The 17,806-nt window shown below is 67.6% G+C and carries 17 protein-coding genes; 4 read left to right on the forward strand and 13 right to left on the reverse strand.

Annotated elements, in window-relative coordinates; all coding sequences use genetic code 11:
* The 3 genes from kdpB to kdpF all read right to left on the reverse strand — a co-directional run.
* Positions 1-1,362, reverse strand: a 1,362-nt coding sequence (kdpB, locus tag L540_RS17280; protein ID WP_048026579.1) for a potassium-transporting ATPase subunit KdpB, incomplete at its 3' end; no start/stop codon positions are given.
* Positions 1,363-1,368: 6 nt separating this feature from the next.
* A complete protein-coding gene (kdpA, locus tag L540_RS17285; RefSeq protein ID WP_043213509.1) occupies positions 1,369-3,165 on the reverse strand; it encodes a potassium-transporting ATPase subunit KdpA in 1,797 nt (598 codons plus the stop codon).
* Positions 3,165-3,254 carry a K(+)-transporting ATPase subunit F gene (kdpF, locus tag L540_RS17290; protein WP_043213511.1) on the reverse strand — a complete coding sequence of 30 codons (90 nt, stop codon included), beginning with the start codon at positions 3,252-3,254 and terminating at the stop codon, positions 3,165-3,167. The genes kdpA and kdpF overlap by 1 nt, the downstream gene beginning before the upstream one ends.
* Before the next feature lie 630 nt (positions 3,255-3,884).
* Here kdpF and L540_RS17295 point away from each other — a divergent pair.
* Both L540_RS17295 and L540_RS17300 read left to right on the forward strand, forming a co-directional pair.
* Positions 3,885-4,148 (forward strand): DUF4212 domain-containing protein, encoded by a 264-nt coding sequence (locus L540_RS17295; protein ID WP_043213514.1) that lies wholly within the window; start codon positions 3,885-3,887, stop codon positions 4,146-4,148.
* Positions 4,148-6,208: a sodium:solute symporter family protein gene (locus L540_RS17300; protein ID WP_043213515.1), complete on the forward strand. Its 2,061-nt coding sequence runs from the start codon at positions 4,148-4,150 to the stop codon at positions 6,206-6,208. Before L540_RS17295 ends, L540_RS17300 begins: the two co-directional genes overlap by 1 nt.
* Before the next feature lie 9 nt (positions 6,209-6,217).
* Here the strand turns inward: L540_RS17300 and L540_RS17305 are convergent, their stop codons facing one another.
* Genes L540_RS17305 through trxB form a run of 3 tightly spaced genes read right to left on the reverse strand, consistent with a single transcriptional unit; the run spans position 6,218 to position 8,158 of the window.
* The gene (locus L540_RS17305; RefSeq protein WP_043213518.1) at positions 6,218-6,547 is read right to left on the reverse strand and encodes a DMT family transporter; all 330 of its coding nucleotides are present in this window, start codon (positions 6,545-6,547) and stop codon (positions 6,218-6,220) included.
* Entirely contained in the window at positions 6,544-7,212 is a 669-nt protein-coding gene (locus L540_RS17310; RefSeq protein ID WP_043213520.1) for a Smr/MutS family protein, read from the reverse strand. The genes L540_RS17305 and L540_RS17310 overlap by 4 nt, the downstream gene beginning before the upstream one ends.
* Positions 7,199-8,158, reverse strand: coding sequence for a thioredoxin-disulfide reductase (gene trxB / locus L540_RS17315; protein WP_043213524.1), 960 nt, complete (start codon positions 8,156-8,158; stop codon positions 7,199-7,201). Before trxB ends, L540_RS17310 begins: the two co-directional genes overlap by 14 nt.
* Positions 8,159-8,199: 41 nt before the next feature.
* On the opposite strand from trxB, the gene L540_RS17320 reads away from it, so the two are divergent.
* Positions 8,200-10,563, forward strand: a complete 2,364-nt coding sequence (locus L540_RS17320) for a DNA translocase FtsK (RefSeq protein ID WP_109842483.1) — start codon at positions 8,200-8,202, stop codon at positions 10,561-10,563.
* The gene (gene lolA / locus L540_RS17325) at positions 10,563-11,192 is read left to right on the forward strand and encodes an outer membrane lipoprotein chaperone LolA (protein ID WP_043213530.1); all 630 of its coding nucleotides are present in this window, start codon (positions 10,563-10,565) and stop codon (positions 11,190-11,192) included. The genes L540_RS17320 and lolA overlap by 1 nt, the downstream gene beginning before the upstream one ends.
* 31 nt (positions 11,193-11,223) lie before the next feature.
* Here the strand turns inward: lolA and L540_RS17330 are convergent, their stop codons facing one another.
* Genes L540_RS17330 through L540_RS17360 form a run of 7 tightly spaced genes read right to left on the reverse strand, consistent with a single transcriptional unit; the run spans position 11,224 to position 17,792 of the window.
* Positions 11,224-11,634, reverse strand: coding sequence for a RidA family protein (locus L540_RS17330; protein WP_043213532.1), 411 nt, complete (start codon positions 11,632-11,634; stop codon positions 11,224-11,226).
* Positions 11,635-11,655: 21 nt separating this feature from the next.
* Positions 11,656-13,113: an N-acyl-D-amino-acid deacylase family protein gene (locus L540_RS17335; protein ID WP_043213534.1), complete on the reverse strand. Its 1,458-nt coding sequence runs from the start codon at positions 13,111-13,113 to the stop codon at positions 11,656-11,658.
* A gap of 4 nt (positions 13,114-13,117) precedes the next feature.
* Positions 13,118-13,990 carry a MurR/RpiR family transcriptional regulator gene (locus L540_RS17340; protein ID WP_043213535.1) on the reverse strand — a complete coding sequence of 291 codons (873 nt, stop codon included), beginning with the start codon at positions 13,988-13,990 and terminating at the stop codon, positions 13,118-13,120.
* A 7-nt stretch (positions 13,991-13,997) separates the two neighbouring features.
* A complete protein-coding gene (locus L540_RS17345) occupies positions 13,998-14,972 on the reverse strand; it encodes an ABC transporter ATP-binding protein (RefSeq protein ID WP_043213537.1) in 975 nt (324 codons plus the stop codon).
* On the reverse strand, positions 14,972-15,973 hold the full coding sequence (locus L540_RS17350; protein ID WP_043213538.1) for an ABC transporter ATP-binding protein: 1,002 nt from the start codon (positions 15,971-15,973) through the stop codon (positions 14,972-14,974). The genes L540_RS17345 and L540_RS17350 overlap by 1 nt, the downstream gene beginning before the upstream one ends.
* Positions 15,974-15,976: 3 nt before the next feature.
* Complete coding sequence (locus tag L540_RS17355; protein WP_043213540.1) at positions 15,977-16,849, reverse strand: ABC transporter permease; 873 nt, start codon at positions 16,847-16,849, stop codon at positions 15,977-15,979.
* Position 16,850: 1 nt separating this feature from the next.
* Positions 16,851-17,792, reverse strand: a complete 942-nt coding sequence (locus L540_RS17360) for an ABC transporter permease (protein ID WP_043213543.1) — start codon at positions 17,790-17,792, stop codon at positions 16,851-16,853.
* Positions 17,793-17,806: the final 14 nt, after the last annotated feature.

Raw genomic sequence — 17,806 nt, forward strand, 5'->3', positions numbered from 1 at the left:
GCCGCGGCGGGCGATGTCCTCGGCGGCGCGCGCCACGGCGGCGGGCAGTTCGGCGCCCTGGCCCCGCAGCCAGGCGGCGATGGCGTCCACCGCGCCCTTGCGCACGCTGCGCCCGTCCGGCATATCCACGCCGCTCATGCGGGTCTGGGCCGTGAAGGGCAGGAAGGCCGCCGCGTCCGGCAGGGCGCTGGCGCGCGCGCCCAGCAGGCGGTCGGCCAGCAGCGCGATGCTGCGGCCTTCCGGCGTGTCGTCGGCCTCGGAGGCCCAGCGGGCCGCCTGCGCCAGATCGCGCTCGGCCACGCCGGGCGGCGCGCTGAAGGCCGAGGCCTGGCGGTTGCCGAAGGTGATGGTGCCGGTCTTGTCCAGCAAGAGCACGTCGACATCGCCGGCGGCCTCCACGGCGCGGCCCGAGGTCGCGATGACGTTGGCCTGCATCATGCGGCTCATGCCCGCCACGCCGATGGCCGAGAGCAGCCCGCCTATGGTGGTCGGGATGAGGCAGACCAGCAGGGCGACCAGCACCGTGACCGACACCACCGTGCCCGTGCCGTTGGCGCCGACCGCGTACAGCGAAAAGGGCAGCAGCGTGACCACCACCAGCAGAAAGACCAGGGTCAGGCCGACCAGCAGGATGGTCAGCGCCAGCTCGTTGGGGGTCTTCTGGCGCTTGGCGCCTTCGACCATGGAGATCATGCGGTCCAGAAAACTTTCGCCCGGATTGGCCGCGATGCGCACCACGATCCAGTCGGACAGCACGCGGGTGCCGCCCGTCACCGAGCTGAAGTCGCCGCCGGATTCGCGGATCACCGGCGCCGATTCGCCGGTAATGGCGCTCTCGTCGACCGAGGCAATGCCGGCGATGACCTGGCCGTCGCCGGGCACCGTATCGCCTGCCAGCACCAGCACCACATCGCCTTTGCGCAACTCGCCCGAGGGGCGCGCGCCGGCCGCCGCGCGCCAGGCCCGCACGTCCGGCTGGCGCGCCTGTTCATCGCGCCAGCCGCGCAGCAGGCGCGCCTCGATGGTGGTGCGCAGCCCGCGCAGCGTGGCGGCCTGCTGCTTGCCCCGGCCTTCGGCCAGGGCTTCGGCGAAGTTGGCGAACAGGACGGTGAACCAGAGCCAGGCGGCGATGGCCAGGATAAAGCCGGCCGGGGCGTCGGCGCGGCCCGTCAGCGCCATTAGCCACAGCACGGTGCACAGGATGCTGCCGGCATAGACGACGAACATCACGGGGTTGCGCCATTGCGCGGACGGCGCCAGCTTGCGCAGGCAGTCGCGCAGCGCGGCGTTGACAAGTCCGCGCGACCAGGTCGCGCCGCGCGCCAGCGCGGCATGCCCGGCGGTCAGATCGGTGTTGAGCATGATGGACTATCCAGGGAATGAGAGGCGGGGCTGCAGGTGTTCGGCGGCCGGGCCCAGCGCCAGGGCGGGGACATAGGTCAGCGCGCCCACCAGCAGGACGGCGCCGATCAGCAGCACCACGAACAGCGGGCCGGTCGTCGGCATGCTGCCCGCGCCGTCGGCCAGGCGTTTCTTGGCCGCCAGCGAGCCGGCCAGCGCCAGGATGGCGACGATGATGGCGAAGCGGCCGAACCACATCGCCAGGCCCAGCAGGATGTTGTAGAAGGGTGTGTTGGCGGACAGGCCGGCAAAGGCGCTGCCGTTGTTGTTGGCCGCCGAGGACAGCGCATAGAGCGCCTCGGAGAAACCATGCGCGCCGGGATTGAGCAGGCCAGCCAGGCCGGCGGGCAGGCTGATGGCCAGGGCCGTGCCCATGAGCACCAGGAAGGGGGTGGCCAGTATGGCGATGGACACCATCTTCATGTCGTAGGCCTCGATCTTCTTGCCCAGGTACTCCGGCGTGCGGCCTATCATGAGTCCGGCGATGAAGACGCCCAGCAGCGCAAAGGCCAGCATGCCGTACAGGCCGGAGCCTACGCCGCCGAACACGACTTCACCCAGTTGCATGAGCAGCATGGGACCCAGGCCGCCCAGCGCGGACAAGGAGTCGTGCATGGCATTGACCGCGCCGCAGGAGGCCGCCGTGGTGACGACGGCAAACAGCGCCGAGGCCGGCACGCCGAAGCGGCTTTCCTTGCCTTCCATATTGCCCAACGCCGCGTCGGCGGGCAGATGGGCCAGCATGGGCGTGAGCGTCTGTTCGGCGGATTGGGTGAGCCAGGCAAACCCGATGAATAGCAGCGTCATGGCCGCCAGGATGGCGATACCCTGGCGCCGGCTGCCCACCATCTCGCCGAAGCTGAAGCACAGCGCGGCGGGAATGATGAGGATGGCCAGCATCTCCAGCAGATTGGACAGCGCCGTCGGGTTTTCGTAGGGATGGGCCGAATTGGCGTTGAAGAAACCGCCGCCATTGGTGCCCAGCATCTTGATGGCCTCCTGCGAGGCCACCGGGCCCATGGCCAGCGTCTGCGTCCGGGCGACGGCCGGCTCGGTCAGCGGCTTGCCCGCGGCGTCGTTGAGCGCCTGGCCATGGGCATCCAGGCGGGGGGCCTCATAGGGCTGGGCCTGCAGCGTGGCGACCTCCTGGTAGGCCGAGGTGTTCTGGATCACGCCTTGGCTGACCAGCGCCAGGGCCAGCGCCAAGGCCAGGGGCAGCAGCACATAGAGCGTGCTGCGCGTGATATCCACCCAGAAGTTGCCGACCGTGGCCGAACCGTGGCGCGCCAGGCCGCGTATCAGGGCAAACAGCACGCAGATGCCGGTGGCCGCCGGCAGGAAGTTTTGCACCGTGAGCGCCAGCATCTGGGTCAGATAGCTCATGGTGGATTCGCCGCCGTAGCCTTGCCAATTGGTGTTGGCGACAAAGCTGATGGCGGTGTTGAAGGCGGAGTCCGGCGAGACAGCGCCCATGCCGGCCGGGTTCAGGGGCAGCCCGCCTTGCAGGCGCTGCAGACCGTAGACGGCCGCCAGGCCCAGCACATTGAACAGCAGCACGGCCAGGGCATATTGCCGCCAGGGCATTTCCCGGGCGGGGTCCACGCCGGCGGCGCGGTAGAGCAGGCGCTCGGCCCAGCGGCCCCAGGCCGTGGCCGCGTAGCGCTCGTCCTCCATCGCGCGCCGGATATAGCGGCCCAGCATGGGCGCCAGGCCGAGCAGCAGGATCAGGTACAGGGCCAGCAGGCCGAGGAATTGGCTATCCATCAAAACTTCTCCGGCTTGAACAGGGCGATCAGCAGATAAACGCCCAGCAGGACGGCGCAGGCGCCGCTGACCAGATAAAGCCAGTTCATGAGCGCTCCTCTTGCTTGAGCGCGGCGCAGAAACAGACCAGCCCCCAGGTCAGGACCGCGAACAGACCCAGCAAGGCAAGATAGAGAAAATCCACTTTCGTTCTCCCGGCGCGCACGCCCGAATTAGCCCCGTCAGGGGTATGGCCGGCAGGTTAGGGAAGCGGGGATAAAAACGGGATAAAGCTTGGGCGGGGGCGTGTAAACGCGATATAAAAATGCACCGTTTCCGGCCCCGGCAAGGCTGCCCCAAAACGGGGCATTGCGGCCGGGCGGTCATGCCGAAGGGCGCTTGCAGGCCGAAAATCGCGTTTTAAGCCGGAAAATTCAGTGTTTTGTCATCAAATGCACCAATACGGTGCGAGTTATATAGAAATAAATGCGCCGAATTAGGGCATTCCCCTAGTGTGGCAAGCCCGTATCTGGTGCAGAATTTCGTCCCATGCAGGTGAGGAGACAAGCCCTGCATGGGCAGAAAAAAAACCGGCGGCACCGGTTAAAAAATGAAGCAGTACCAAAAATAAAAAGTAAACGCGCAACGGCTGGCACCTAGGTGCCGGCCGTTGTCGCTTCCGGGACGCCATGCTAGGGTTGCAGCCAGGCGGCGCGTTCCGCGCACAAGAACGGAAAGCGATGCCAGAGACTCGCGATGCAAGCACCTCCTCCACGCCCTATTGGCGCCGCAATCTGTGGCTTATCGGGCTATTGCTGGCCATCTGGGCCGCACTGACCTTCGTTCCCGCCTATTTCGCCCGCCAGTGGAGTTTTGACTTCTTCGGCTGGCCATTTGCTTTCTGGATGGCGGCCTACGGCGCGCCAGCGGCCTATCTCATCATCATCGCCATCTACGCTTTTGTCACGAATCGCGCCGACGCGCGGGCCGAGCGGAGCGAATGATGCCGTTTTCCGGATCGACCTCGCAGGAGTTCGAGCGCCGCTTACGCTGGACCTACGTGCTGTACACCGTCGGGTTCGTGCTGCTGATCCTGCTGCTTGCCCTGGCCGAGGTGCTGGGCATGCCGCGCGCATGGATAGGCTATGTATTCCTGCTGGTCACGGTAAGCCTGTATGCCGGCATCGGCATTGTCTGCCGGACCTCCGATCAGGTGGAGTACTACGTTGCCGGCCGGCGCGTGCCGGCCTTTTATAACGGCATGGCGACCGCCGCCGACTGGATGTCGGTGGCTTCTTTCATCGGCGTGGCGGGCACGCTTTACCTGACGGGCTACGGCGGGCTGGCCTACATCATGGGCTGGACGGGCGGCTTCGTGCTCGTGGCGCTGCTGCTGGCCCCTTATCTGCGCAAGTTCGGCCAATACACCATTCCGGACTTTCTGGGCGTGCGCTATGGCGGCAATATGCCGCGCCTGGCCGGCGTGGCTTGCGCCATTCTGTGTTCCTTCACCTATCTGGTGGCGCAGATCTATGGAGTGGGCATCATCACCACCCGCCTGACCGGCATCTCCTTCGAGCTGGGCATCTTCGTGGCCCTGGGCGGCATGCTGGTCTGCTCTTTTCTGGGCGGCATGCGCGCGGTCACCTGGACCCAGGTGGGGCAATACATCATTCTCGTGATCGCCTACCTGGTGCCGGTGGTGTGGCTGTCGGTCAAGCATACCGACGTGCCCTTGCCGCAATTCTCGGGCGCGCCGCTGCTGCAGGAGGTCACGGAGAAAGAGCGCGTGCTGGTCGCCGACCCCAACGAAATCGAGGTGCGCCGCCTGTGGGCGGAGCGGGCCGCCGAAATGGCCAGCCGCCTGCAGAACCTGCCGGGCTCCTGGGCCGAGGAGAAAGAAAAGCTGCGCGGCCGCCTTGCCCGCCTGAACGCCACGGACGCGCCCATGGTGGAGATCCGCTCGCTTGAGCGTGAGCTGACCGGCTATCCCGCCACCGTGGAGGATGCGCGCACGCTCTGGTCGCAGGCCCGCGCCGTGTTCGAGGCCAGGGCCGCGCCGCCGGTGCCGCATGCCGAGGCCTATCCCGCCGAGGATGCGCGCGAGCGCGACAACATGCGGCTCAACTTCCTGGCGCTGGTGCTCTGCCTGATGCTGGGCACCGCCGGCATGCCGCATATCCTCATGCGTTCATACACCACGCCCTCGGTGGCCGCGGCCCGCCGCTCCGTGTGCTGGTCGCTGCTCTTCATCCTGCTGCTGTACTTCATGGCGCCGGCCCTGGCGCTGCTGGTCAAGTACGAGATCTACACTCAGGTGGTGGGCACGAGTTTCCTCAGCCTGCCCAGCTGGGTGCATGCCTGGAGCGCGGTGGACGCCAATCTGCTGGAAGTGCTGGACATCAACCGGGATGGCATCGTGCAGGCCTCCGAGATCAGCATGGGCGCCGACGTCGTGGTGCTGGCCATGCCGGAGATAGGCGGGCTGCCCTATGTCGTTGCCGGCCTGGTGGCCGCCGGCGGCCTGGCCGCGGCGCTATCGACCGCCGACGGTTTGCTGCTGACGCTGTCCAATTCGCTGTCGCACGACATGTGGTACCGCGTGGTTTCGCCGCGCATGTCGGCCGCGCGGCGCGTCATGGTGTCCAAGATCCTGCTGCTGCTGGTCGCCTTTGGCGCGGCCTGGGTGGCCGCGCGCAAGCCGGCCGACATCCTCTTCATGGTGTCGGCGGCCTTTTCCTTCGCCGCGTCGTCCTTTTTCCCGGCCTTGGTCATGGGGGTGTTCTGGCGCCGCGCCAATAAATGGGGCGCCACCCTGGGCATGATGGCGGGGATGGCGACGACGTTCGCCTATATGGCCCACACCCAGCCCTGGATGCGTGAATGGGTGTTCGGGGTGGTCCGTACCGAACCGGTGCAATTGTGGTGGGGCATACAGCCCATCGCGGCGGGGGTGTTCGGCGCGCCGGTGGCCTTTCTGACCATCATCGTGGTGTCTTTGCTTACGCCGCCGCCGGACCCTGCCACGCGGGCCCTGGTCGGCTACCTGCGTTCGCCGCGCTGAGGCCGGGCCTCAGTGGCCGACCGACTTGGAGAAGACGTTCATCACGATGACGCCGGCCACGATGAGCACGATGCCCAGTATGGCCGCCAGATCCAGCGTCTGCTGGAACAGAAAGACGCCGATGAGCGAGATGACCACGATGCCCACGCCCGACCAGATGGCGTAGGCAATGCCCACCGGCAGCTCGCGCAGCGTCAGCGACAGGAAGTAGAAGGACACCACATAGCCCGCCACGGTGAGCAGCGAAGGCCACAGCCGCGAGAAACCATCGCTGGCCTTCAGCGCGCTGGTGGCCACGATCTCGGCGGCAATGGCGACCGCCAGGAAGAGCCATTTCATGGGCGGGTCTCGGCGCGCATCAGCACCAGCAGCGCGCCGGCGCCGCCTTCGCGTTCGGGCGCCTCCGAGAAGGCCATGACCTCGGCCTTCTGGACCAGCCAGGTGCGCACCTTGTCCTTGAGCACGGGTTCCAGCCCCTGGGAGCCATAGCCCTTGCCGTGGACGATGCGCACGCAGCGGATGCCATGCTCCAGGCATTCGTCCAGGAAGGACAGCACCGCGTGGCGGGCCTGCTCCACGCGCAGGCCGTGCAGGTCCAGTTCGGCGCCCGCGCGCCATTGGCCGCGCTTGAGGTTGCGCGCGGTGTCGGGCGCGGCGTCGTGGCGCACGAAGGCCGTGCCGTTTTCGGAGAGCAGGGGGGCGATGTCGCCGCCGTCGGATACGCCCTGGTCGGCGCGCGGCGAGGCCTCGCCGATGGCCGAGGCGCGGCGCTGGGCGATGGCCGGCGAGAGCGTGGCCTGCGGCGCGTGCACCACCTTGCCGCTGGGCTTGATCGGCGTGGCCTGCCCCATGGCGCGGCGAAAGGCGGTGACGTCATCGGGGCTGGCCGCACGGGCGCGCGCGGCGCGGGCCTCGGCCTCGCGCCGCTGCTGTTCGGCCCGCTGCTGCTGGACGTCTTTCTGCAGCTTTTTGAGGTCGGCCAGGCCGAGCTTAGTTCCCCGCATTCTCCAACCACCGTTGAGCGTCCAGGGCGGCCATGCAGCCGGTGCCGGCGCTGGTGATGGCCTGGCGGTAGACGTGGTCCTGCACGTCGCCGGCGGCAAACACGCCCGGCACCGAGGTCATGGTGGCCAGGCCGTTCAGGCCGCTGCGGGTGACGATATAGCCGTCTTTCATGTCGAGCTGGCCCTCGAAGATGCCGGTGTTGGGCTGGTGGCCGATGGCCACGAAGCAGCCCATGGCGGCCAGGTCTTCGGTGGCGCTGGTCTGGACGTTGCGGATGCGCACGCCGCTCACGCCGCTGTCGTCGCCCAGGACTTCTTCCAGGGTGCTGAACAGGCGCAGTTCCATATTGCCGTTGGCGACCTTGTCCATGAGCTTGTCGACCAGGATGGGCTCGGCGCGGAACTTGTCGCGGCGATGGATCAGGGTGACCTTGCGGCAGATATTGGACAGGTAAAGGGCTTCTTCGACGGCGGTGTTGCCCCCGCCGATGACCACGACGTCCTGGTTGCGGTAGAAGAAGCCGTCGCAGGTGGCGCAGCCGGAGACGCCGCGGCCCATGAATTGCTCTTCCGAGGGCAGGCCGAGGTATTTGGCCGAGGCGCCGGTGGCGATGATGAGGGAATCGCAGGTGTAGACGTTGCCCGTGTCCCCGGTTAGCGTAAAGGGGCGTTGCGAAAAGTCTACTTTTGCAATGTGGTCAAAGACGATTTCGGTGTTGAATCGCTCGGCGTGCTTCTGGAAGCGCTCCATGAGGGCCGGGCCCTGGACGCCGTCGACGTCGGCGGGCCAATTGTCCACCTCCGTGGTGGTCATGAGCTGGCCGCCCTGGGCCAGGCCGGTGACCAGCAAAGGCTTGAGATTGGCGCGGGCGGCATAGACGGCGGCGGTGTAGCCGGCCGGGCCGGAACCGAGAATAAGGACTTTGGCGTGTTTGGGCGTGGACATGGCAGCTATTCTTGGAGTGACACCCAATTATAATGAGGCGCATGCCCCGGATTTCCAATGTCTCCCCGCGCGCATCGCGCAACACCCGTAACGGGCCCTCCCCCCTGCAGACGCGGATCTCCGCTTTGCTGCGCGAGGCCCGGTGGATTCTGTTTGCCGCGCTGGCGGCCTGGCTGACCCTGGTGCTCGTCACCTGGAGTCCCGCCGACCCTGGCTGGTCGCACTCGGTTTCCAACGAAACCCTGCACAACAAGGGCGGCACGCTGGGGGCCTATCTGGCCGACATCCTCTTGTATCTGTTCGGTTTCTCCGCCTGGTGGTGGGTCATCCTGCTGCTGCACCGCGTGCGCGCCGGCTATCACCGCCTGGCGTCCCATCTGCGCGCGGCCAACGGCAAGCCCATGGATGTGCTGCCGCGCGTGCGCTGGGAGGAGGGCATCGGCTTTGCCCTGCTGCTGGTCGGCTCCCTGGGCCTGGAGGCCCTGCGCCTGTACAGCTGGGGCATGCACCTGCCCGGGGGCACCGACGGCGCGAGCGGCGCGGGCGGCGTCATCGGCCAGATGCTGGCCGCCCAGCTCAAGCTGGCCGTGGGCTTCACGGGCAGCACCCTGATCCTGCTGGTGATGGTCGCCATCGGCCTGTCGCTGTTCTTCTCCTTTTCCTGGCTCCAGGTCGCCGAGCGCGTGGGCGGCTGGATGGAAGGCCTGGTGCGCAAGCTGCGCGACTCGTACTCGGCGCGCGAAGACCGCCGGGTGGGCGAGGTCGCCAAGACCGAACGCACCGAGCAGGTCGCCGCCAAGCAAGAAAAAATGGTGCACGAGCAACCCGTGCGCATCGAGCCGGCCATTACCGTGGTGCCGCGTTCCGACCGGGTTGAGAAAGAAAAACAACAGACGCTCTTCCTGCCGCCGGCCGGCGAGGGCGACCTGCCGGCCATCAGCCTGCTGGACATGCCGCCGCCCAGCCAGGAGACCGTCTCGGCCGAGACCATCGAGTTCACCTCGCGCCTCATCGAGAAAAAACTGGCCGACTTCGGGGTGTCGGTCACCGTGGTGGCCGCGCAGGCCGGCCCGGTCATCACCCGCTACGAAATCGAACCGGCCACCGGCGTGAAGGGCAGCCAGATCGTCAATCTCGCCAAGGACCTGGCGCGCGCGCTCAGCCTGGTGAGCATCCGCGTGGTCGAGACCATCCCGGGCAAGAACCTGATGGGGCTGGAGCTGCCCAATCCGCGCCGCCAGATGGTCAAGCTGTCGGAAATCCTGGGTTCGCAGACCTATCACGCCAGCAGCTCGGTGCTGACCATGGCGCTGGGCAAGGACATCGCCGGCAACCCGGTCGTGGCCGACCTGGCCAAGATGCCCCACCTGCTGGTGGCCGGCACCACCGGCTCGGGCAAATCGGTCGGGATCAACGCCATGATCCTGTCGCTGCTCTACAAGGCCGACGCCACGCACACCCGCGTCATCCTCATCGATCCCAAGATGCTCGAAATGAGCGTCTACGAGGGCATCCCGCATCTGCTGGCGCCCGTGGTGACCGACATGCGGCAGGCCGCCAACGCCCTGAACTGGTGCGTGGGCGAGATGGAAAAACGCTATCGCCTCATGAGCAAGATGGGCGTGCGCAACCTGGCCGGCTACAACGCCAAGATCCGCGATGCGATCAAGCGCGAAGAGCCCATCCCGAACCCCTTCTCCCTCACGCCCGACCAGCCCGAGCCGCTGTCGCCCCTGCCGCATATCGTGGTGGTGATCGACGAGCTGGCCGACCTGATGATGGTGGTGGGCAAGAAGATCGAAGAACTCATCGCCCGCCTGGCCCAGAAGGCGCGCGCGGCCGGCATCCACCTGGTGCTGGCCACGCAGCGTCCCAGCGTTGACGTGATCACGGGCCTGATCAAGGCCAACATCCCGACGCGCATCGCCTTCCAGGTGTCGTCCAAGATCGATTCGCGCACCATCCTGGACCAGATGGGCGCCGAAACCCTGCTCGGCCAGGGCGATATGCTCTACATGCCGCCGGGCACCGGCCTGCCGGTGCGGGTGCACGGCGCCTTCGTCCATGACGACGAAGTCCACCGCGTGGTGGAGTATCTGCGCAGCCAGGGCGAGCCCAATTACGTCGAAGGCCTGCTCGAAGGCGGGGCCGAAGGCGAGACCGGCGATGGCGTGAGCAGCGTCACCGGCATGGCCGACGCGGAGTCGGATCCCATGTACGACCAGGCATGCGAAGTGGTGCTCAAGCATCGCCGCGCGTCGATCTCCCTGGTGCAGCGCCATCTGCGCATTGGCTACAACCGTGCCGCGCGCCTGCTCGAACAAATGGAACAAGCGGGTATGGTGTCCGCCATGCAGTCCAATGGCAACCGGGACATCCTGGTGCCCGCCCGAGAGGAAGCCTGATGAATCCACGTTTTTTTGCCCGCCTGGCCGCCGCCGCGCTGCTGGCCGCCGTCCCCGCCCTGGCGCTGGCCGCGGGGGCCCAGGACCAGCTCAAGGCCTTCGTGGCCAAGGTGCAGGGCGCCACCGGCAGCTTCACCCAGGCCACGGTCGGGCCGCAGGGCCGCACCCAGCCCGCCCAGAGCGGCGTCTTCGCCTTCCAGCGGCCGGGCAAGTTCAAGTGGGCGGTATCCCGCCCCTATGAGCAACTGGTCATCTCCGATGGCAAGCAGGTCTATCAATACGACCCTGACCTGGCCCAGGTGACGGTGCGCAAGGTGGACCAGGCCATCGGCACGTCGCCGGCGGCCATTCTGTTCGGCTCGGGCAATCTGGAGCAGGCCTTCAATGTCAGCGCCCTGCCGGACCGAGATGGCCTGCAATGGCTGCGCGCCAAGCCGCGCAGCGCGGACGCGGGGTTCTCGCAGGTGGATATCGGCATGAACGGCGATCTGCCCGCCCGCATCGAACTGCTCGACGCCTTTGGCCAGACCACGCGCGTGGAGCTCTCCGGCATCCAGGCCAATCCCAGCCTGCCGGCCGCCGAGTTCCAGTTCAACCCGCCCAAGGGCGTGGACATCGTGAAGATGTAAGGCGGGGCCTCTCCCGAGGCCCCGCCGGCGATCAAGGCTTTTTAAAAGCCACGCAATCCACTTCCACTTTGGCGTCCACCACCAGGCGCGACTCCACGCAGGCGCGCGCCGGGGGGTGCTCGCCGAAGTACTCCCGGAACACCTTGTTGAAGGCCGCGAAATCGCGCGGGTCGTCCAGCCAGACGCCGCAGCGCACGATGTGCTCGGCGCCATAGCCGGCCTCGTCGAGGATGGCCAGGAGATTGCGGATGGCCACGTGCGATTGCGTGACGATGCCGCCTTCGACGACCTCGCCGTTCTGCATGGGCACTTGCCCGGATACATACAGCCAGCCATCGGCCTGGACGGCCCGCGCGAAAGGCATGTGCTGGCCGCCTTGGCCGGTGCCGCCGGCCACGCCATAGCGCGTGATGCCGTTGCGGTCGGGAAGCGCTGTCGTCATGATGGTCTCCTCATGGGGATATCAAGGGGTAAAGCCGCGGCGCAGATCGCCGGCGCGCGGCAGCCAGCGGCCGGCGCGGTCGCCGGTCGTCTGGCCCTGGAAGTAAGAAAGCACGCCGTTGACCCAGACGCCTTCGATGCCGGCCGCGGGCTGCACCGGAGCGACAAAGGTGCCGCGGTCGGCCACGGTGACCGGGTTGAACAGCACCAGGTCGGCGTGATGGCCGACGCGGATTTCACCGCGCCCGGCCAGGCCGAAGCGGCGCGCCGACAGGCCGGTCATCTTGTGCACCGCTTCTTGCAGCGGGAACAGTTTCAGGTCGCGGCTGTAATGACCCAGCACGCGCGGAAACGCGCCCCACAGGCGGGGATGCGGCAGCGGATCATTGGGCAGCCCGTCCGAACCTATCATGGTCAGGCGATGCGAGAGCACGCGCCGCACATCGTCTTCGTGCATGCCGTGATAGACCGCGCCGGCCGGCTGCAGCCGTTTGGCGGCCTCCAGCAGGCTGACACCCCAGTCCGCGGCGATGTCGGCCAGCTTGCGGCCGGCCATATCGGGGCAGGGCGTGGACCAGGTGATGTCGATATCGAAATCGGCCGTGACCTGCTTGAGGTCGAGGGTGGAGGAGCTGGCCGAATACGGATAGCAATCGCAGCCCACCGCCTGCATGCGCCCGGCGCTGTCGAGCAGCGACAGCACTTCGCCGGCGCGGCCCCAGTTGCCGGCGCCGGCGCACTTCAGGTGCGAGACCACCACCGGGACGCGGGCGTGCAGGGCGATGTCGAAGGCCTCCTGCATGGCTTCCAGGATCTCGGCGAACTCCGAGCGCAGATGGGTGGTGTAGAGCGCGCCGTGGGCATCGAGCTCCTCGGCCAGCGCCTTGACTTCATCGGTGCTGGCCTGGAAGGCCGAGGCATAGGCCAGCCCGGTGCTCAGGCCGATGGCGCCGTGGGCCAGCGCTTCGCGCAGCTGCGCGCGCATGCCCTCGATTTCGGCGGCGCTGGCGCCGCGGTCCAGGCGGTCCATATGGTTGTTGCGCAAGGCCGTGTGCCCGACCAGGGCGGCCACGTTGACGGCCGGGCGCGCGGCGTCCACGGCAGCGGTATAGGCGGCAAAGCTCGGGTAGCGGAAATCGCCCGCGGCGCCCAGCAGATTCATGGGATCGGGCGGCTCGCCTTTGAGGCTGACCGGCGAGGCGCTGATGCCGCAATTGCCCACCACCACCGTGGTCACGCCCTGGGACAGCTTGGGCAGCATCTGCGGCTGGCGGATCACATTGGTGTCGTCATGGGTATGGACATCGATAAAGCCCGGCGCCAGGGCCAGGCCGCGGGCGTCGACTTCCCGGGCCGCCGCCAGCCCGCCCAGCTCGCCCAGCGCCGCGATGCGGCCGTCTTGGAGGGCCACGTCGGCCCGCTGCGGCGCGGCGCCCGTGCCGTCATAGACCAGGGCGCCGCGGATCAGGGTGTCATGCATCGGCTCAATCTCCCAGCGGCAGGCGGTTGGGGCCGCCGCGGTACTCGTCCAGCGCCAGCTTGATGCGGCGCAGGCGTTCCTGTGTGTCTTCCTGGCGGGCCAGCGCCAGTTCGGTGGCCAGCAGATCGATCGCCAGCAGCATGGCGTAGCGCGATGCCGAGGGCTTGTAGATGAAATCGGTCTCGGCCGTGTGCACGGGCAGCACCACATCGGCCATGGCGGCCAGCTCCGAGCCGGGATCGGTGATCGCCACGATGCGCGCGCCGTATTGCTTGAGGATGCGGGCGGCCGACAGCATTTCGGGCGTGCGTCCGGACACCGACAGCAGCAAGGCGGCGTCGCGCTCGTCCAGCGTGGCCGCCACCATGCGCATCAGCACGGCGTCCGTATAGGGCGCCACGGGATAGCCCAGGCGCACCAGGCGGGACTGCACTTCGTGCGTGAGCGCGGCGGAGGCGCCGCCCATGCCGAAGACGTGGGTCATGCGGGCCCCGCCCAGGAGGGCGGCGGCGCTCTCGACCAGCGTTTCGGTGAACAGCGGCAGATGCGCCCGCAGGCTGTTTTCGATATCGGCGTACAGGCGGGCGTAGAAGGTGCTTTCTTCGTCCGGCGTGGCGCGGTCCAGAAAACGCTCGCCGATGGCGCTGGCCTGCGCCAGGCGCAGCTTGAGGTCGCGCGTGTCCTCGCAGCCCACCGAACGCGCGAAGCGCGAGATGGTGGCGATGCTCACGCCGGCTTTCTGCGCCAGCTGATCGACGGTGGCCGCCGATGCCTGGGCGATGTCGTCGAGGATGGCGTCGGCCACTTTGCGTTCGGTGGCGCTTAGCGTATCCCGGCAGCTGCGGATCTGGTAGACGATGTCGCGGTGCGAATTCATGAGGGCTTCATCCAAGTTCGTCCAGGCGGGCGCAGGCCGCGAAATGGCCTTGTCCCAGGTCTTGCGCCGCCGGCGGCGCGCTGGCGCAGATGTCGGCCGCATGCGGGCAGCGCGTGCGGAAGACACAGCCGGAAGGCGGATCGATCGGGCTGGGGATTTCTCCCTTGAGCAGGATACGCTTGCGTGCCGCGCGCGGATCCGGGACGGGCGCGGCCGAGAGCAGGGCCTGGGTGTAGGGATGGCGCGGCTGGCCGTAGACCGCCCGCGTCGGGCCGCGCTCCATGACGCGGCCCAGGTACATCACCACGACCTCGTCGCAGAGATAGTCCACCACGGCCAGGTCATGCGCCACGAAGAGCATGGTCAGGCCCAGGTCGCGCTGCAAATCCTGCAGCAGATTGAGCACCTGGGCCTGGACCGAGACATCCAGGGCGGAGACGGGTTCGTCGGCCACGATGAAGTCCGGTTGCACGGCCAGGGCGCGGGCGATGCCGATGCGCTGGCGCTGGCCGCCGGAGAACTCATGCGGATAGCGCAGCCTGTGGTCGCCATTGAGGCCCACGCGCTCCAGCAGCTCGATGATGCGGGCATCGCGGCGCTGGCGCGCCAGGCCGTGGGTGTCCAGCGCCTCGCCGATGATCTCGGAGACCGTCATGCGCGGATTGAGGCTGGCATAGGGATCCTGGAAGACGATCTGCATGCGGCGCCGCATGGGCAGCATGCGCTTCTCGTCGAAGTGCGTGATGTCCGTGCCATCGAAGACGATGCGGCCGGCCGTGGGCGCGAACAGGCGCAGGAGGGCGCGTCCGGTGGTGGTCTTGCCCGAGCCGGATTCCCCCACCAGCCCGACGATGCTGTTGCGCGGCACCTGGAAGCTGACATCGTCCACCGCGCGCACCACGGGCGCATGGGCGCCCGAGCCGGTCGGAAAGTGGACCTTGAGGCCTTCGACGGAAAGCAGCGGTTCGGCGGCGCGGGTCATCATGCGGCGGCTACCTTGAAGCATCGGGCGCGGTGCGCGGGTTGGACGGCGAGCAATTCGGGCACGGCCGCGGCGCAGCCCTCGTCGGCCAGGGGGCAGCGCGGCGCGAAGGTGCAGCCCGGCGGCAGCGACAGCACGCTGGGCACATTGCCGGGGATGGCTTGCAGCCGCTGGCGCGAGGCCAGCAGCGCGGCCGTCGGGATGCAGGACAGCAGGCCGCGCGTATACGGATGGGTGGGGCGCTCGAAGAGGGAATACACATCGGCATCCTCCACCACGCGCCCGGCATACATGACCGCCACGCGGTGGGCGATTTCGGCCACCACGCCCAGGTTATGCGTGACGAAGAGGATGCTCATGCCGCTTTCCTGCTGCAGCCGGCGCAGCAGGTCCAGGATCTGCGCCTGCACGGTCACGTCCAGGGCCGTGGTGGGCTCGTCGGCGATGAGCACCGAGGGGTTGCAGGCCAGGGCCAGCGCGATCATCACGCGCTGGCGCATGCCGCCCGACATCTGGTGCGGGTACTCGTTGACCCGGCGCGCGGCGGCCGGGATCTCGACGCGCTCGAGCATTTCCTTGGCCCGCCGCAGGGCGGCGGCATGCGAACCGCCCTCGTGCTGCAGGACCGCCTCGGCGATCTGGTCGCCCACGGTGAACAGCGGGTTGAGGCTGGTCATGGGCTCCTGGAAGATCATGGCGATCTCGGCGCCGCGGATGCGGCGCAGCGTGGCCGCGTCGGCGCGCGCCAGATCATGCGCTTTGCCGCGCCGGTCCTTGAAGCGGATGGCGCCGGCCTCGATGCGGCCGGCCGGCTTGGGCAGCAGGCCCATGATGGACAGGCTGGTGACCGATTTGCCCGAGCCGGATTCGCCCACGATGGCGAGGGTTTCGCCGCGCGCCAGCTCGAAAGTGACGCCGTCGACCGACTTGGCCACGCCATCGCGGCTGTGGAACCAGGTTTTCAGGCCGTCGACGGCCAGGACGATTTCTTTGCCGCTCATGGTCTACAGCTCCTTGCGCAGGCGCGGATCCAGCACATCGCGCAGGCCGTCGCCGACCAGTTGCAGCGAAAGCACCGACAGCACGATGGCGATGCCGGGGAAGAGCATGATCCAGTCCGCCGACCCCATGTATTGTTGGCCGGCATTGATCATGGTGCCCCAGGTGGGGATGTCGGGCGAAACCCCGACGCCCAGAAAGGACAGGCCTGCTTCGGCCAGGATGGCGTAGGCGAAGATGAAAGTGCCCTGCACCAGGATGGGCGAGACCAGGTTGCGCAGGACATGGACGGTGACGATGCGCCAGGTCGACACGCCCAGGGCGCGCGCGGCTTCCACAAAGGGCAGTTCGCGGATCACCAGGGTGGAGGCGCGCACGATGCGGGCCAGGCGCGGGGTGTAGACAATGCCCAGGGCGATGATGACATTGACCAGCGATGGCCCCAGCGCGGCCACCAGCGATATCGCCAGCAGGATGTCGGGGAAGGCCATCATGGCGTCGATCAGGCGCGAGACGAACTTATCGGCCGAGCGGAAGAAGCCGGCGATCAGGCCCAGGGCGATGCCCAGCACGCTGGACAGCAGCACGACGGCAAAGCCCACCGTCAGCGACAGCCGTCCGCCATGGATGACGCGGCTCAAGACGTCGCGGCCGAAGTCGTCGGTGCCGAACCAGTGCGCGGCGCTGGGCGCCTTGAGCCGGTTCATGATGGACAGTTTGTAGGGGTCATAGGGGCTGATCCAGGGCGCCAGCAGCGCGGCCAGCACCAGCACCGCCAGCACGATGAGGGCGATGAGCACGGTCTTGCGCGCCACCAGCAGGCGCAGGATCTGCCAGCGGTCGCTGCCGCCGGCGGTCATGGGGGTCGCGATGGCCATATCAGTACCGCACGCGGGGATCGACCAGCAGATAGAGCAGATCGATGAACAGGTTGATCAGGACGTAGATGGCGGCAATCACCAGCAAAGCGCCCTGGATGACGGGATAGTCTCGGCGCAACACGGCCGAGACCACCAGGCTGCCCACCCCGGGCAGGCCGAAGACGGTCTCCGTGACCACGGCGCCGCTGATGAGCAAGGCGGTGGTCAGGCCCAGCACGGTCAGGATGGGGATGAGGGCGTTGCGCACCGCGTGCTTGAGGATCACGCGGCGCTCGGGCAGGCCCTTGGCGCGCGCCGTGCGCACATAGTCGTCGCGCAGCACATCCAGCATGCTGGCCCGTATGAAGCGGGTGATGAGGGCCGAATTGACCAGCCCCAGCACCACGGCCGGCAGGATCAGGTGCGATAGCCGCGTGCCGATGGAGGCGTCGGGGCCGCCGTAGCCCGCCACGGGCAGCCAACCCAGCTTGACCGAAAAAATCTGCATCAGGATCAGCCCCAGCCAGAAACTCGGCACGCTGGAGGTGAACATGGAAAACGTCAGGACCGACTGGTCCAGCGTGCTGCCGCGCTTGACCGCCGACAAAATGCCCACCGGCAGCGCGATGGCGCTGGCGATCAGCAGCGACATCAGCGTCAGCCAGAACGTGGGTTCGGCGCGGTCGGCCAGGGCCGAGAGCACGGGCTTGTTCAGGAAGATGGACTGGCCCAGGTCGCCCCGCGCCAGCTGGCCCAGCCAGGTAAGGTATTGCACCGGCAGGGGCTGGTCCAGGCCCAGGCGGGCCCGCAGCGCCGAGATATCCTGCTGGCTGGCCTCCGGGCCGAGCATCACGGCGGCCGGATCGCCAGGGGTCACGCGGATGATCACAAAGACGATGGTGGCGACGATGAACATCACCGCGATCAGGCCGATCAGCCGGTTCAGTAGGTAACGCGACACAACGGGTTCCTCGC

This window comes from Bordetella pseudohinzii (assembly GCF_000657795.2).
Lineage (GTDB): Bacteria > Pseudomonadota > Gammaproteobacteria > Burkholderiales > Burkholderiaceae_B > Bordetella > Bordetella pseudohinzii.

Excerpts from the sequence above, each read along its gene's own strand:
- L540_RS17340 (WP_043213535.1), bottom strand. The coding sequence starts at position 13,990 with ATGAATTCGCACCGCGACATCGTCTACCAGATCCGCAGCTGCCGGGAT.
- trxB (WP_043213524.1), bottom strand. The coding sequence starts at position 8,158 with ATGTCCACGCCCAAACACGCCAAAGTCCTTATTCTCGGTTCCGGCCCG.
- kdpA (WP_043213509.1), bottom strand. The coding sequence starts at position 3,165 with ATGGATAGCCAATTCCTCGGCCTGCTGGCCCTGTACCTGATCCTGCTG.
- L540_RS17330 (WP_043213532.1), bottom strand. The coding sequence starts at position 11,634 with ATGACGACAGCGCTTCCCGACCGCAACGGCATCACGCGCTATGGCGTG.
- L540_RS17305 (WP_043213518.1), bottom strand. The coding sequence starts at position 6,547 with ATGAAATGGCTCTTCCTGGCGGTCGCCATTGCCGCCGAGATCGTGGCC.
- L540_RS17295 (WP_043213514.1), top strand. The coding sequence starts at position 3,885 with ATGCCAGAGACTCGCGATGCAAGCACCTCCTCCACGCCCTATTGGCGC.
- lolA (WP_043213530.1), top strand. The coding sequence starts at position 10,563 with ATGAATCCACGTTTTTTTGCCCGCCTGGCCGCCGCCGCGCTGCTGGCC.
- L540_RS17335 (WP_043213534.1), bottom strand. The coding sequence starts at position 13,113 with ATGCATGACACCCTGATCCGCGGCGCCCTGGTCTATGACGGCACGGGC.
- L540_RS17300 (WP_043213515.1), top strand. The coding sequence starts at position 4,148 with ATGCCGTTTTCCGGATCGACCTCGCAGGAGTTCGAGCGCCGCTTACGC.
- L540_RS17310 (WP_043213520.1), bottom strand. The coding sequence starts at position 7,212 with ATGCGGGGAACTAAGCTCGGCCTGGCCGACCTCAAAAAGCTGCAGAAA.
- L540_RS17350 (WP_043213538.1), bottom strand. The coding sequence starts at position 15,973 with ATGAGCGGCAAAGAAATCGTCCTGGCCGTCGACGGCCTGAAAACCTGG.
- kdpF (WP_043213511.1), bottom strand. The coding sequence starts at position 3,254 with ATGAACTGGCTTTATCTGGTCAGCGGCGCCTGCGCCGTCCTGCTGGGC.
- L540_RS17320 (WP_109842483.1), top strand. The coding sequence starts at position 8,200 with ATGCCCCGGATTTCCAATGTCTCCCCGCGCGCATCGCGCAACACCCGT.
- L540_RS17355 (WP_043213540.1), bottom strand. The coding sequence starts at position 16,849 with ATGGCCATCGCGACCCCCATGACCGCCGGCGGCAGCGACCGCTGGCAG.
- L540_RS17345 (WP_043213537.1), bottom strand. The coding sequence starts at position 14,972 with ATGACCCGCGCCGCCGAACCGCTGCTTTCCGTCGAAGGCCTCAAGGTC.